The sequence below is a fragment of the Azospirillum sp. B510 genome, from assembly GCF_000010725.1.
GTDB lineage: Bacteria > Pseudomonadota > Alphaproteobacteria > Azospirillales > Azospirillaceae > Azospirillum > Azospirillum lipoferum_B.
Genome location: NC_013855.1, coordinates 1,383,030 through 1,397,997 on the forward strand (window position 1 = coordinate 1,383,030; position 14,968 = coordinate 1,397,997).

The 14,968-nt window shown below is 65.6% G+C and carries 9 protein-coding genes; 7 read left to right on the forward strand and 2 right to left on the reverse strand.

The annotated features are described in order from the left end of the window. Positions 1-73: 73 nt before the first annotated feature. Positions 74-1,870, reverse strand: coding sequence for an acyl-CoA dehydrogenase (locus AZL_RS21085; protein WP_012976488.1), 1,797 nt, complete (start codon positions 1,868-1,870; stop codon positions 74-76). Positions 1,871-2,121: 251 nt separating this feature from the next. On the opposite strand from AZL_RS21085, the gene AZL_RS21090 reads away from it, so the two are divergent. The 4 genes from AZL_RS21090 to AZL_RS21105 are packed head-to-tail and all read left to right on the forward strand — an operon-like array spanning position 2,122 to position 7,164. After that, the gene (locus tag AZL_RS21090) at positions 2,122-2,871 is read left to right on the forward strand and encodes an electron transfer flavoprotein subunit beta/FixA family protein (RefSeq protein ID WP_012976489.1); all 750 of its coding nucleotides are present in this window, start codon (positions 2,122-2,124) and stop codon (positions 2,869-2,871) included. Positions 2,872-2,873: 2 nt separating this feature from the next. Beyond that, positions 2,874-3,806 carry an electron transfer flavoprotein subunit alpha/FixB family protein gene (locus tag AZL_RS21095; protein ID WP_012976490.1) on the forward strand — a complete coding sequence of 311 codons (933 nt, stop codon included), beginning with the start codon at positions 2,874-2,876 and terminating at the stop codon, positions 3,804-3,806. Between the two features lie 35 nt (positions 3,807-3,841). After that, positions 3,842-5,989, forward strand: coding sequence for an FAD-dependent oxidoreductase (locus AZL_RS21100; protein WP_042444409.1), 2,148 nt, complete (start codon positions 3,842-3,844; stop codon positions 5,987-5,989). After that, on the forward strand, positions 5,986-7,164 hold the full coding sequence (locus tag AZL_RS21105; protein ID WP_012976492.1) for an acetyl-CoA C-acyltransferase: 1,179 nt from the start codon (positions 5,986-5,988) through the stop codon (positions 7,162-7,164). The genes AZL_RS21100 and AZL_RS21105 overlap by 4 nt, the downstream gene beginning before the upstream one ends. Before the next feature lie 226 nt (positions 7,165-7,390). Here the strand turns inward: AZL_RS21105 and AZL_RS21110 are convergent, their stop codons facing one another. Then, complete coding sequence (locus AZL_RS21110) at positions 7,391-10,042, reverse strand: LuxR C-terminal-related transcriptional regulator (RefSeq protein ID WP_012976493.1); 2,652 nt, start codon at positions 10,040-10,042, stop codon at positions 7,391-7,393. A gap of 366 nt (positions 10,043-10,408) precedes the next feature. On the opposite strand from AZL_RS21110, the gene AZL_RS21115 reads away from it, so the two are divergent. The 3 genes from AZL_RS21115 to AZL_RS21125 all read left to right on the forward strand — a co-directional run bounded on the left by AZL_RS21115 (position 10,409) and on the right by AZL_RS21125 (position 14,878). Further along, a complete protein-coding gene (locus AZL_RS21115) occupies positions 10,409-11,650 on the forward strand; it encodes a thiolase family protein (protein WP_012976494.1) in 1,242 nt (413 codons plus the stop codon). A 238-nt stretch (positions 11,651-11,888) separates the two neighbouring features. After that, positions 11,889-13,487, forward strand: coding sequence for a DUF1302 domain-containing protein (locus AZL_RS21120; RefSeq protein WP_247894427.1), 1,599 nt, complete (start codon positions 11,889-11,891; stop codon positions 13,485-13,487). Positions 13,488-13,504: 17 nt separating this feature from the next. Continuing rightward, the gene (locus AZL_RS21125; protein WP_012976496.1) at positions 13,505-14,878 is read left to right on the forward strand and encodes a DUF1329 domain-containing protein; all 1,374 of its coding nucleotides are present in this window, start codon (positions 13,505-13,507) and stop codon (positions 14,876-14,878) included. The last annotated feature ends 90 nt before the right edge of the window (positions 14,879-14,968 follow it).

Here is a 14,968-nt window from a genome sequence, read left to right on the forward strand (position 1 = left end):
AGTGGTTCCGAGCATCTTGCGCCCCCCCATCGGAGAGTGGGGCGAAGCAGCGCCCCCCTCCTTCCCACGGTGTTCAGAAGGCGGCTTCGCCCAGTTCCATGGCGCAGGCGCCCCCATGCATCGCCACCGTCGCAAGCCCCGCCGCCTGCGGCAGCACATGGGTGGCGTAGAAGCGCGCGCTCAGCAGCTTCCGGCGCAGGAAGTCCGCATTGCCTTCTCTCCGATCGAGCTGGCGGCCGGCGGCCAGGGCGGCGCGGGCCATCTGCCACCCCCCGGCGACCACCCCGCACAGCCGCAGAAACGGCACCGCGCCGGCCAGGACCTCCTGCGGTTGGCGCTCGTACTCGGCCAGCACGCGGTCGGCGGCCCCCTGCAAGGCGTCCACCGCCTTGCGCAGGTTGGTCTGGATGACGGCGAACTCGTCCCGGCCGCCGTCGCCAAGCTGCCGTAGGGTCAGATGCACCTGCGACAACCAGGCCCGCAAGGCCGCGCCGCCGTCGCGAGCCAGCTTGCGGTCGACCAGGTCATGAGCCTGGATCGACGTCGTTCCTTCGTAGATCGACGACACCCGCACATCGCGCAACGGCTGGGACACCCCGCTTTCCAAGACATACCCCATTCCGCCATGGACCTGGATCGAGGTGGAGGTCACCTCGACGGCGGTTTCGGATGCCCAGCCCTTGAAGATTGGAATCATCAAATTGACGAAGGCCTGCCGTTCGCGGCGAATTTCCGGATCGGGGTGGCGGCTCGCCAGATCGCGCGCGCCGGCGATCGCATAGGCCACTGCGCGCATCGCCTCGGTCTGGCTGCGCATGCTCAGAAGCATGCGGCGCACGTCCGGATGCCGGATGATTGGCACGGAGGCGGTCCCGCCCTTGGCCAGCCGGCCCTGGACCCGTTCCCGCGCATAGGCCAGCGCTTGCTGATAGGCGCGCTCGCTCATCGCCGTGCCTTCCTGGCCGACTACGAAGCGTGCCGAGTTCACCATGACGAACATGGTCTGCAAACCCTTGTTCTCCGCACCGACCAGCCAGCCGACGGCTCCCTCGCCGTTGCCGCCGTAGACCATGGTGCAGGTCGGGCTGCCGTGATTGCCCATCTTGTGTTCGATGCCGGCGCAATACACGTCGTTGCGCCGGCCGGGCCAGCCGTCTTCGGGCAGAAATTTCGGCACCAGGAACAGGGACACGCCCTTCGACCCCTCGGGCGCTCCAGGCGTCCGAGCCAGGACGAGATGAATGATGTTCTCGGTCAGGTCATGGTCGCCATAGGTGATGAAGATTTTCTGGCCGAACAGCCGGTGGGTGCCGTCCGGCTGCGGGACCGCACGGGTGCGCAGGGCTCCGACATCGGAACCGGCCTGCGGTTCGGTCAGATTCATGGTCGCCGCCCACGCGCCGCTGACCAGCTTTGGAATATACTGGGACTTCAGCGTTTCGCTGGCTCCCGCGGCCAGGGCCTTCACAGCGAAAGCCATCAGTTCGGGACAATAGCAAAAGGCCTTGTTGGCCGAGGTGAACATCTCCTCGAGCGGCGCGCACAGAAGGCTGGGCAGCCCCTGCCCCCCATATTCCGCCGGCATGGCGATGTTGTTCCACCCGGCCTCGACGAACTGCCGGAACGCCGCCTGGAAACCGGGCGGCGTGGTCACTCCCTGCTCGCTCCACCGCGCCCCTTCGCGGTCGCCAACCATATCCAGCGGCGCCAGCACCTCCCTGGCGAAACGGGCAGCCTGCTCGAGAACGGCGTCCATCAGTTCCGGATCGGCGATTGCTTCGGCGTCGGGCAACTGCGCAACCGCCTCCAGCTCCGACAATTCACGCAGCACAAAGCGGATTTCCTCCAGCGGCGCAGCATAGGGATTCATGGGGCGCTCCTCAAAAACATGATTATTGCGACAAGCTCAGGCGTTAACCCGACCCAAGCCCGTGCGCATGGGCGGAGTTCGAAAACCTGCCTAGCCATAGACGATCCGGGGGTGGTGGAGGCCACCCTTGAAGAGGGGGCAAGGTCACGCGCAGTGGAATTTCCCGTTTCCTGTTCCTATGCTTCAGAAAAATGCTCATCGGGCGGCTCAAAAGACAATGAGTGGCGCCAGAAACAGCAGGACAATCAAACATGAAAGCAATGGTGACCGTGAAACGGGTCGTTGACTACAACGTCAAGGTCCGGGTCAAAGCGGATGGCTCCGGCGTCGACTTGGGAGCCGTAAAGATGAGCATGAACCCCTTCGATGAGATCGCGGTCGAAGAGGTCGTCCGTCTGAAGGAAAAAGGAGTGGTGAGCGAGATCGTCGCCGTTTCCTGCGGCGTCGCTCAATGCCAGGAGACGCTGCGCACCGCACTCGCCATCGGCGCCGACCGGGCGATCCTGATCGAGACCGATGCCGAACTGCAACCGCTCGCGGTCGCCAAGCTGCTGAAGGCGCTGACAGACCGGGAGCGGCCGCAACTGATCGTTCTGGGCAAGCAGGCGATCGATGATGACTGCAACCAGACCGGCCAGATGCTGGCTTCGTTGGCCGATCTGCCCCAGGCGACGTTCGCATCGAAGATCGAGATCGCCGATGATCTGGCCACGGTGACACGGGAGATCGACGGCGGGCTGGAAGTCGTCGGGCTGACCCTGCCGGCGGTAATAACCACCGATCTGCGGCTGAACGAGCCGCGCTACGTCGGACTGCCCAACATCATGAAGGCCAAAAAGAAGCCGCTGGAGACCCTGAAACCCACGGATCTTGGAATCGACGTGACGCCGCGGCTGCGGACACTGCGGGTCACCGAACCGGAGACCCGCAAGGCCGGGGTCAGGGTGCCCGACGTAGCCACCCTGGTGCAGAAGCTGAAGACCGAAGCCAAGGTGATCTGACCATGCCCGTCCTCGTCATTGCCGAACATGACAACGCCGCGATCAGGCCTGCCACCCTGAACACGGTCGCCGCCGCCCTGCAAATCGGCGGAGCGGTGCATGTGCTGGTGGCCGGCGAGAATGCCGGCCCGGCGGCGGAGGCCGCGGCCCGGATCGCCGGTGTCGCCAAGGTGCTGCATGCCGATGGTCCCGGCCTTGGGCAAGGGCTGGCGGAAAACCTGACGGAACAGATCCTGTCGATGGCCGCCGGCTACGGCCACATCCTGTTTCCGGCAACGGCCGGCGGCAAGAACGTCGCTCCACGGGTGGCGGCGCGGCTCGATGTGGCACAGGTCAGCGATGTCATCAGAATCCTCGGCCCCGACCGCTTCGAACGCCCGATCTATGCTGGCAACGCCATCGCGACGGTACAGAGCCTGGACGGGGTGAAGGTCGTCACCATCCGCAGCACGGGGTTCGACCCCGCCGCGCCGACCGGCGGCGCCGCGCCGGTGAAGCGCGCGGACGCTGTCCCGCCCGGTGGCAAAAGCCACTTCATCGGCTGCGAAATGACCAAGAACAACCGTCCCGAACTGACCGCGGCGTCCGTCGTGGTCTCCGGCGGACGAGCTCTCGGTTCCTCCGAGACCTTCGCGGCGCTGTTGACGCCGCTCGCCGACAAGCTGGGCGCCGCCATGGGCGCAAGCCGGGCGGCCGTCGATGCCGGCTATGCCCCGAACGACTGCCAGGTCGGGCAGACCGGCAAGATCGTGGCCCCTCAGCTCTACATCGCGGTCGGCATCAGCGGCGCGATCCAGCATCTGGCGGGCATGAAGGATTCGAAGATCATCGTGGCGATCAACAAGGATCCCGAGGCGCCGATCTTCGCGGTCGCCGACTACGGCATCGAAGCCGATCTGTTCACCGCCATTCCCGACCTGGTGAAGGCTCTGTGAGCGCCACCCCCCGGCAACCCTACAGGAAACCGCCCTTGTCCGACTACCACCTCAATGAGGGCGTGGCCGTCATCACGCTCGACCACCCGCCCGTCAACGCCCTGGCGTTGGCGCTCCGTACACGGCTGGGCGCCGCCCTGCACGCGGCCCTGCGCGATGTCTCGGTCCGGGCGATCGTGCTCGCCGGCGCAGGCCGTGGATTCTGCGGCGGCGGCGACATCACCGAGTTCGATCTCCCCGCCGTCTGCCAGGAACCGACCCCGGCGACCCTGTTCTCGCTGATCGAAAACAGCCCCAAGCCGGTGGTCGCCGCCTTGCACGGGATGGCGCTCGGCGGCGGCCTGGAACTCGCCCTGGCCTGCCATGCCCGCGTCGCCGAGGCACGCACGCAAGTGGGACTGCCCGAAGTCCATCTGGGCCTTGTCCCCGGCGCCGGCGGCACGCAGAGGCTACCGCGTCTGGTAGGTTTCGAACTGGCGCTGAACCTGATCGTGCAGGGCCGCACCCAGCCGGCGCAGAGTCTGCGGGACAGCGGCCTCTTCGACCGTCTCACCGACGGCTCCCCCGTGGAGGCGGCCGTGGAGGTGGCGATGGCGCTGGCCGGCGAGCTTGCCGTGCCCAACGCCGCCGACGGCATGCTGCGGCGTACCGGGGCACTGACGCCGCGTCTGGCAAACGCCCAGGCGTTCTTCGCCTTCGCACGGGCAACCGTGCAATCCCGGTTCCGTGGCCTGCCGGCGCCGGTGGCCTGCGTCGATTGCGTCGAGAAGGCGGCCACCCTGCCCTTCCACGAGGGGCTGGCCTTTGAACACGACTGCTTCACGCGCCTGCGCGGAACGGCCGAATTCGCCGGGCTGCGCCATGCCTTCCTGGCTGAACGCCGGGCGGCGGACATTCGCGGCCTGCCCGACGGAATAAAGCCGCGCCCGGTCAAAACCGTTGCGGTGATCGGCGCTGGCACCATGGGCGGCGGGATCGCCATGAGCCTCGCCAATGCCGGGCTGGCGGTCACCCTGATCGAACGCGAACAGGAGGCGCTCGACCGCGGGCTCGCCATCATTCGCCAGACCTGCGAATCCGCGTTGAGGAAGGGGCGGCTGACAGCGGAAGAGGCCGCAGGGCGGCTCGACCTGATCAAGGGCTGCGTCGGATACGACCCGGTGCGGCAAGCCGATCTGGTGATCGAAGCGGTCTTCGAGGACCTGGAGGTCAAGCGCCAGGTCTTCGAACAGATCGACGCGGTCGCCCGTGCCGGAACGGTGCTCGCCACCAACACCTCGATGCTCGACCTCGACCGGATCGCCGGCTTCACCCGACGCCCACAGGATGTGCTGGGGCTGCATTTCTTCAGCCCGGCCCATGTCATGAAACTGCTGGAGGTGGTGCGGGGTGCGGCGACCGCGCCCGACGTGCTGGCGACGGCGATCGCGCTTGCCCGCCGGATCGGCAAGACCTCCGTCGTCTCTGGCGTGTGCGAGGGGTTTATCGGCAACCGGATATTGCAGCCCTATCTGTATCAGGCTGGCCGTCTGCTCGACGAGGGCGCGCTGCCTCATCAGGTGGACCAAGCGATCGAACGCTGGGGCATGGCGATGGGACCCTTCCGGGTCAGCGACTTGGCCGGCAACGACCTGGGGGCCGGGATCCGTGCGCAGGTCATGGCCAACCGCCCGGAACTGGCCTTCTCGGGCAGCTTCGACGCCGTGGTGGCGATGGGGCGCTTCGGCCAGAAGTCCGGCCGCGGCTGGTACGACTATTCGGCGAGCCAGCGGGGACCGCAACCCAGCATGGAAGTGAACGCGGCGGTTGTCGCCGAATCCGGCCGACTTGGGCTCCGGCGCCGCACCATCGCCGATGAAGAGATTATCGACCGGCTGCTGCTGGCGCTCGTCAATGAAGGGGCGAAAGTCCTGGGGGATGGGATCGCCCAACGCGCCTCCGACATCGACGTCGTCTATACCGCCGGCTACGGCTTTCCCCGTTGGCGCGGTGGACCGATGTTCGCGGCCGACCGGCGCGGACTGGCCGACATTCTGGGGACCATGCGGCGCTTCGCCGAGGCGGCCCCCGATCCGCAAGACGCCAGCTTCTGGCAGCCCGCCCCCTTGCTGCGCCGTCTGGCCGATCGCGGCCGTTCTTTTGGGACTTTCGTTGATTCGCATCTTGAATCGGAGCCTTCATGACCGACGCCGTCATCGTCTCGACCGCCCGCACCGGCTTGGCAAAATCCTACCGGGGCGGTTTCAACATGACCCATCCGGTGACGTTGGGCGGCCATGTGGTCGCCCATGCCATCGCACGCGCCGGCATCGACAAGGCCGAGGTGGAGGACATCATCCTCGGCAGTGCCTTCCTCGAAGGGGCCGGCGGTTTCAATCTCGCCCGCATCGTCGGACTGCGGGCCGGCTGTCCGGTCGCTACCGGCGGCCTCACCATCAACCGCTTCTGCTCGACCGGACTGCAGTCCATAGCGCTCGCCGCCCAACGGGTGATCGCCGGCGAGGGAGACATCTATGTGGCGGGCGGCATTGAATCGATCACGATGGTGCAATCGAATGCCAACAGCTTCAACCTGAAGGAAGACTGGATCGAGGAGCACAAACCGGCGATCTACTGGGGAATGCTGGAGACCGCCGAAGTGGTGGCGAAGCGCTACGCCATCTCCCGCGAGCGGCAGGACGCATACGGGGTGCGCAGCCACCTGCGGGCGGCCCAGGCCCAGGCCGACGGGCGCTTCGACGACGAAATCGTACCGATGGATACGACGATGGCGGTGGTCCGTCACGACGACACCATCGGCATCCAGCCGGTGACCGTTGCGCGGGACGAGGGCATCCGGGCCGACAGCACGCTGGACGGGGTGGCGAAGATCCGGCCGGCGCTGCCCGGAGAGGTGGTCACGGCTGGCAACGCCAGTCAGCTCTCGGATGGCGCCTCGGCCTGCGTCGTCATGAGCGGCCGTGTCGCCGAACGGCGGGGGCTGAAACCGCTCGGGGTGTTCCGCGGCTTTCAGGTGGCGGGCTGTGAACCCGACGAGATGGGGATCGGCCCTGTCTTCGCCGTGCCGAAACTGCTGGCCAAGGCCGGCCTGACGGTCGATGACATCGGCCTGTGGGAGCTGAACGAAGCCTTTGCCGTCCAGGTGCTTTATTGCCGCGACCGGCTCGGCATCCCGGACGAGCGCCTGAACGTCAACGGCGGTGCGATAGCCATCGGTCACCCCTACGGAGTCTCCGGCTCACGCCAAGTCGGTCATGCGCTGCTCGAAGGACGCCGCCGCGGCGTGCGCCATGTCGTCGTGACGATGTGCATCGCCGGCGGCATGGGAGCCGCCGGATTGTTCGAGGTGATTCCCTGACCGCATGGCCGTATCCGGCCAATGGAGCCAGCCGACAATCGCGCCAAGGGCAGGAGCCGGCTACAGTTCCATCCCCGGACGGGATGGGAGTGGTCGGCTTCGTCATTGCCCGGATCAGGTAGATCTTCACCTCGCCTGCGATCTTCAAGGCGGTTCAGGACAGTTCAGGGCGCGCGGTCCACCAGCCCAGTCCGGCCCGGCTGGGGGCTGGATCGGGCCGCTTCGATCAGGCGTCGACCAATCCAAGCAGCCGGGCACGCGCCACCGCGTGCTTCCGCCCGGCGGCATTGAGCTTTCCGAAAAGGTTCTTCATGTGCCATTTGATGGTCTGTTCACCGATATCCATGGCACGAGCGATTTCCTTGTTGCTTAGATTCCGGCTCAACAGCGTCAGGACCTCTCGCTCTTTAGTTGTCAAAAGGCCTGCACCGAGAGCATGGAGCTCCTTCGGCGTCGTCGGAATGGCGGGATTTCCCCGGTCGACCGTCTCCTTCGGCTCCCTCTCCGACAGGTCCCGCCCATGATTGGCAAAGGCGCGCAAGCTTCGGCACATGCCGCTGGCCTGGGCAAGGCTGATGGCTTCGCCGAGCACAGCGCATGCCTCCGGAGAGCCTTGGCATTGCAATAGATCAGCACGCAGAAAGCGGGTTTCGACGACGTTTCCGCCGCGCTTCAGGCCCTCCGCCAGAGCGCTGGCGGCTTCGATCGCCTGAAGCGCGTTGGTTCTGTCGTTCCGGGCCAACTCGGTATATCCGCGCGCCAGTTCAGCGTGCAGGTCGATCCAGCGCAGGAAGGGTTCCGGTGTTCTGTCGCGGTGGCGTTGAACCAGACCATCCAGACCGTCACAGTGAGAGCGGGCGGTGTCGTGACGGCCATGCCGGACGTGCAGCCGCACCAGCTCGAACTGCGCCGATACCTGAAGGCGGGGCATTCCACGCAGCCGACCAATGGCTTGCAGGGATTCCAGGCGGTCCAGCGCCAGGTCCTGCCGGCCTCCGTGGTCGGCGATGCGCGCAAGGGTCGTGTAGGCGGCGATCAGCGCGTCGGGCAACCCGTAGCGCTCCAGCACAGGCAACCGGCCAGCCATAAGGGTGACCGGGTCGTCGCCTTGCTCGCTCTCCCAATTGGCCTGCGCAAGGAGCGCCGCCAGCATGCAGGCGACCGGATGACGACGGCCCAGGCGCTCCTCCGCACGCGCCAGCGCTGGGCGCAATTCCCGGCTTGCCAGGCTATAACGGCCCTCCCAAAGGTGGCTGAGGCCGGTGCAGTACTCGGTGAAGCCGGACGACATCGGCGAAAAATCATCCGTCCCGTCACCGATGGCGACCCGCGCCAAGGCCAGCCGGGCTTGGTCCGGCTGACCGTCATAGAGGGCGAGAGTGGCTCTCGTCAGGCCGAGAATCTGGGCTTCGCCCTGGCGCGCTTGCAACGGGGGAGTCGGCCACTGGGCGAGCACCTCCGTCATCACATCGACGCGGTCCGTGAAGCCCGCGGCCGTGACGCGGATGAGATCGGCCTCGAAGCGTGCGGCGTCCGGCAGATCGGGTTGCGCCATGATGAGGTCGATCAGCGGCTGGACTTCGGCATTCCGCTCCCCCATGGCAAAAGCCCATGCCACAGGCGCCCAGAAGCCCGGATGCCGCTTGATCGCATCGGGGGAAAGCCGACTGTACCAGTCCAGCACTGTCGCGCTCTTCCCCTGGGTCGTCATGCTGTGGGTATGACGCTCGACCAGCGACAGGGCGATTTCGCCATCTCCAGCGAGAAGCGCATGTTGGGCCGCTTCTTCATAGAGCTTGCGATCAGCATACCAGGCGGTGGCTGCCTGGGACATTCTCTGCCGTTCCGCCGCGGGCAACTGGCCGAGTCTTTCGCGCAGCACTGCGCGCGCCAGCGGGTGCAGGCGCATCCAGTCGCCACCCTCCGAGCGCAACAACAGAGGCGTCTCGTCGTAGATCCGGTGCAGTTCCTGAACGATCAGCGTGTTGCCGAGCACCGCCGCGCAGAGGTCCGGATGGATCGGATCGAAATGAGCGAGCCGCACCAGCAGATGTACGGCATCGGCGCTCTGGCGGTCGATCAGCGTGTCGATGAAATAACGCCGGATGTCGGCCGTCGCCGCCGAGAGAAGCCCTTCCATGTCGCCGCTGCGCTGCAACGCCGCCACCGCAAGCTGAATCCCCAGCGGCCAGCCCTCGGTCAATTCATGCAACTGCAAGGCGGCTTCCGGGTTGCACCGCCCACCCAAAGCCGCCGACAGGACGGCCATAGCCTCGTCGAGGCGGAAGCGGAGGTCCGGCGCCAGAACACGGGCGATCGTCACGGTGCTCAAGGCGCCGCTGGCCATCAGGGCGCCGGTCGGCCGGGCCGCCAAGGCAATGTGCAGGTTGGCCGGCGCGTTGTTCAGCAGGAAGGGCAGGAGCTGGCTGCGGGTCTGCGAAGGCAGGAGATGAGCGTCGTCGAGAAGCAGCAGAACATCCACCGCCAGATCCGCGACCTCGGCGAGCCAGCCGGTCAACGCGTCCTGCGGATCGGAGCGGTCTTCGATCCATCGGGTGGTGGAATCGGAAAAGCCACGCTTGCCGCAAGAACTCCGCGCCGAGCAAATGAGCCCGCGCACCAGACGAAACGGGTCGTCGCGATGGTCCAGGCTGAGCCAGAAGGCAAGCCCGCCGCGGGCAAGCGCGTCGCGCCCCCATTGGATCAGTTGCGACGTCTTGCCGAAACCGGTCGGGGCCAGCATCACCGTCGCTTTGGCGCCCCTCAGTTCGATCCTGCTCAATTGCAATCGGTCGCGGTTCAGGAAACCGCGCACGGCACGCGGGGGCATGGACTTCAGGGTCAGCGCCGGATCGTGGCTCGAATTGTCAATCACCATGGGACTTCAACCAACCGGATTTTGGCCGCCCGGATGGGGGCCGGCGAACCAGACGGCGAACGGCCGGGTCGGGAATTTTGCCTACTTCATAACATACAGAAACACAGACGATACGCTATATAAACAATAATCTGGCGATGACGGCCCGTCCGGAATGGTTGGAAACATCCGGCAAGTGCCGGTTCCGGCGGCAATGTCCAAAGGGCCGCGCCCATCGCCCACCCACCCCACTCTTCTCAGGGGGGGCATGCGCCTGGGCAAGATCGTAGGATTTGAACAGTACGTTCTGCTGAACATTCGAACCCCGCACCGTTGTGCGGCGATCGACGGCAGACTTTCCATCCACTGCGATTGGACTGCGAATCCATGGTCTCCTCCGTCTACATCATCGGTGTCGGCATGACCCAGTTTGCCCGGCACATCGAACGTTCCCTGCAGTCGCTGACCCAGGAAGCGCTGGAGGCCGCGCTACGCGATGCCGGGATCACCCGCGAGGACATCGGGCAGGTCTTCTATTCCGGTGTGACCCAGGGGCCGCTCCAGGGCCAGAATGCCGTTCCAGGACCGATCGTTCTCGGCAAGGTCGGTCTGGCGGGGATGCCGATCTGGAATATCGAGAATGCCTGCGCGTCCGGCACCAGCGCCTTTCAACTGGCGGCGCAGGCGCTGCGGGCCGGGGCCTGCGAGGTCGCCCTTGCCATCGGCGCGGAGAAGATGAACATCGAAGACAAGCGCCGCGCCCTTGCTCTCTTCGAAGGCGGATGGGATGTCCTGACCGCCGAAGAGAACGCGGCGCGTCTGCTGGCGCTGGGAGAGGGAATGGAGATTCCGTCCGGCAGCGAATCGTCCCGTCCCTACAGTCGCTTCATGGCCATCTATGCAGCCATGTGCCGGTTCTGGATGAAGAACTTCGGCACCACTCAGCGGCAGATCGCGGCGGTGGCGGCCAAAAATCATATGCATTCGGTCCACAACCCTCTGGCGCAATACCAGCGTCCCTTCACCATTGAAGAGGTACTGGCGGCACAGCCCATCATCTATCCGCTGACCATGCCGATGTGCGCGCCGCTCTCCGACGGCGCCGCCGCGGTTATCCTGTGCGGCGAGGCCGGCCTAAAGAAATTCGGCATCGACCGGCGGCGGGCGATCCGGGTTGCCGCCACGGCGATCGCCACCGCGGCGCCCCGCGGACCGACCGAGTTCGAGAAGGCAGCCTGCCGCCGCGCCGCCCTTGCCGCCTACGAACAGGCGGGCATCGGTCCGGAAGAGGTGTCGGTGGTCGAGGCGCATGACGCCACCGCGATGGGTGAGCTCATGGCGGTGGAGTTCCTCGGTCTTACGCCGATGGGCAGCGCCGGCGCCGCGGCCGAAGCCGGCGCGCTGTCGATCGGCGGCCGTGTTCCGGTGAACCCGTCGGGCGGGCTGGAGTGCAAGGGGCACCCGATCGGCGCCACCGGCCTCAGCCAGATCCATGAGCTGGTCACCCAATTGAGAGGCGAGGCCGGGGCACGGCAGGTGGATGGCGCGACCGTCGCCCTGCAGGAAAATGGCGGCGGCCAGATCGGCTACGAAGAGGCCGTCGTCACCGTCAATATCTTCACCCGATGACCGGCTGACCGCCGGAAGCGCCACCACCAACGCCGTCACCGCCATTGTGCCAGTCCCGCCGTCGCCCGACGCGAAGGCCAGGCAGGTCCATCGCACGCTGTGACCACATGAAAGACAATAATAAAAATAAACATTCAGCGAAACACCGTCAGGGATGGAAGTAAAAATGAAGAGAATCCATAGATCTTCCAGGCCAACGTTGCGGCGTCCAGAAGGGTCCGCACTAACCTTGATCGCGGTGGCGTTTGCAGGGTCGGCCGCCGCAGCACAGATCGAAACCGACATCCCGGATCTAAAGCTGCGCTGGGACAACACACTCAAGTACAGCTCCAGCTACCGGCTGCGCGACGCCGACGACACCCTGTTGGGCAACGCCAATCTCAGCGACGGCGACACCAATTTCCGCAAGCGCGGCCTCACGTCCAACCGCGTCGACCTGCTCAGCGAGTTCGAGGCCGGTTACAGGCAGTTCGGCCTCCGCCTGAGCGGGGCCGCCTGGTATGATTCGGTCTACAACCACGGAAACCACAATAACACAGCCGGCGTCTTCGGCCCGGGGACCAGCGCCGTAAATTCGTCGGACATTTCCGGCCCGACCCAGTTCAATTCCTACACCCGCCGCGTGCATGGCCGTGATGCGGAGTTGCTCGATGCGTTCGTCTCAGGAAATTTCAACGTAGGTGACCATCGGGCGACGGTGCGGCTGGGTCAACACAGCGTGATTTGGGGCGAGAGCCTGTTCTTCGGCGACAACGCGATCGCCGGCGCGATGTCGCCGGTCGATCAGGCCAAGGCGCTGTCCGTGCCCAATCTTCGCTTCCAGGAACTCCTGCGCCCGGTTCCGCAGGCATCAGCGCAGATCCAGCTCACCGACGCGCTGACCGCCTACAGCTTCTACCAGTTCAGTTGGCGCCCGAATCGCTCGCAGGGGGCCGGCAGCTATTTCTCGCCGATCGATTTCCAGGCGGGCGGCGACCTGATCCTGACTCCCGCCGGCGCACTCCACCGCACCGCTACGCGCGATGGCAAGAACAGCGGACAGGGCGGCGTCGCCCTGCGACTGCGGGAGGAGGATGTCGATTTTGGCCTGTATGCCGTCCGCTTCAACGACAAATCCAGCCAGATCGTCACCAATCCGCTCAGGGGCACCTTCTACGAAGCCTATCACAACGGCATCAACGCCTTCGGCGCCAGCGCCAACCGCAGCATGGGATTGTTCAACTACGCCGTCGAAACGTCCATCCGCACGAACCAGGATCTGCTGTCCCCGAACGCCTACGACCTCGGCAATGGACCGCGCTATGCGGTGGGGCGGACCTTCCACGCCAACGTCTCGGCCTTCGGATCGAATCTCGGCACCACACCGCTGTGGGACGACGCCTCCCTGGTCGGCGAGGTGGCCTTCGCGCGCGTGCTCAGCGTGCAGAAGAACGCCGACACGTTGAGCGGCTGCCAGCCGACCAGCTTCCCAGGTTCGGTGTGCGCGCCCAACGGCACACGCAACAGCCTGCGTTTCCAGGTGCTGTTCGAACCCGTCTACTATCAGGCGCTTCCGGGGGTGGACCTGCGTCTTCCTATCGGGCTGGGCTATCAGCCCAAGGGGTCGCGCAACATGGTTGGCGTGGCCCCCCTGCCCGAGAATAGCGGCTCACTCAATCTCGGTGTGAAGGCGACCTATCTCGATGTTTGGCAGCTCGGTCTGAACGTCACCCATTACTTCGGAAATTCCGGAGTTCTCGTCAGTCCGGTCAGCGCCGGGGGTACGCAGGCTTGGAATTACAAACAGTATTTCCGGGATCGTGACTTCATTTCACTGAACGTGAGCCGCACGTTCTGATCCCCCTGGAGAAATCGATGAAACTGAATTCGCTTTTCCTGAGCGCGGTTCTGGCCGCGAGCGTCTCAGCCGGCCTGCCCGCCGTCGCCGCCGTCAGCGAACAGGAGGCCCAGCAGCTCAAGTCCACCCTGACCCCCCTGGGGGGCGAACGCGCCGGCAACAAGGACGGAACCATCCCCGCCTGGAACGGCGGGGAAGTCAAGCTGCCGTCCGGCTTCACCTCGGCGCAGCGCCGCCCGGATCCCTTCGCGGCCGAAAAGCCGCTCTACTCGATCAGCGCCAAGACCATGGCCCAATACGCCGACGCGCTGACCGACGGCCAGAAGGCGATGCTGCAACGCTATCCGAACTACCGGATGGACGTCTACCCGACCCACCGCACGGCGGTGGCGCCGCAATGGGTTTATGACAACACCCTCAGGAACGCCACGCGGGCCAAGCTGGTCGACGGGGCCAACTATCCGATCCCGTCTGGCGCCTACGGCGGCCCGCCTTTCCCGATCCCGAAATCGGGGCTGGAGGTGATGTGGAACCATCTGCTGCGCTATCAGGGGACGCAGACCCGGACCATCAACGGGCAGACCTGGATGGTCACCGCCGATGGCAAGAAGGTGATGGTCGTCAAGGGCGAGCAGGACATCCTGATGCCCTACTACGACCCGAACGGTTCGGCGGAAAAGTTCGACGGCGTCTTCTGGCTGACACGGGTGATGAACGACGGCCCGCCGATCCGCGCCGGCGAGGCCCTGGTCGGTCGCTTGCATGTTGACGACGCAAAAACCAACACCTGGGTGTACCTGACCGGCCAGCGCCGGGTGCGCAAGCTTCCCAACCCGAACGGCGACACGCCGCTGCCGACCTCGGCGGGTCTGCTGAGCTTCGACGAAGTCAGCGTCTTCGCCGGCGGACCCGGCCTGTTCGACTGGACGCTGGTCGGCAAGAAGGAGATGCTGATCCCCTACAACGCCTACAAGATGCTACAGCCCGACAATCCCGAAGCGCTGATGACCGGGGCGTTCCTCAACCCGGACCATGTCCGGTGGGAGCGGCATCGGGTCTGGGTGGTCGAAGCCAGCCTGAAGTCGGGCAAGCGTCATACCTCGCCGCGCAGCCGCTATTACGTGGACGAGGATTCCTGGCTCGCCGTCCTCGCCGACCGCTGGGACGCGAACGGACAGTTGTGGAAGACGCTCTATGGCATGCCGGTCACCTACGCGGAGATGAGCATGACCGAGATCGTGACCTTCGGCTTCTACGACCTCCTGTCCGGCGCCTGGTATGCGGGTCCCTTCATGAACGCGCCGGCCTCCGCGATTGGCGTCACCCCCAGCACCGACCTGAAGGATTCGGACTTCACGCCCGACGCGATGGTCGGCAACCAGTTGCGTTGAGGAGGGAACGATGCATCGGACGCCGCGCCGGGCCGCTGTGCTCGCGCTGATCCTATGCGTTGGCAGCCTCGCTGCCGGCGCGGTGCCGGA

Coding starts and splice junctions, on each gene's coding strand:
- AZL_RS21085 (WP_012976488.1), bottom strand. CDS start 1,870: ATGAATCCCTATGCTGCGCCGCTGGAGGAAATCCGCTTTGTGCTGCGT.
- AZL_RS21090 (WP_012976489.1), top strand. CDS start 2,122: ATGAAAGCAATGGTGACCGTGAAACGGGTCGTTGACTACAACGTCAAG.
- AZL_RS21095 (WP_012976490.1), top strand. CDS start 2,874: ATGCCCGTCCTCGTCATTGCCGAACATGACAACGCCGCGATCAGGCCT.
- AZL_RS21105 (WP_012976492.1), top strand. CDS start 5,986: ATGACCGACGCCGTCATCGTCTCGACCGCCCGCACCGGCTTGGCAAAA.
- AZL_RS21110 (WP_012976493.1), bottom strand. CDS start 10,042: ATGGTGATTGACAATTCGAGCCACGATCCGGCGCTGACCCTGAAGTCC.
- AZL_RS21115 (WP_012976494.1), top strand. CDS start 10,409: ATGGTCTCCTCCGTCTACATCATCGGTGTCGGCATGACCCAGTTTGCC.
- AZL_RS21125 (WP_012976496.1), top strand. CDS start 13,505: ATGAAACTGAATTCGCTTTTCCTGAGCGCGGTTCTGGCCGCGAGCGTC.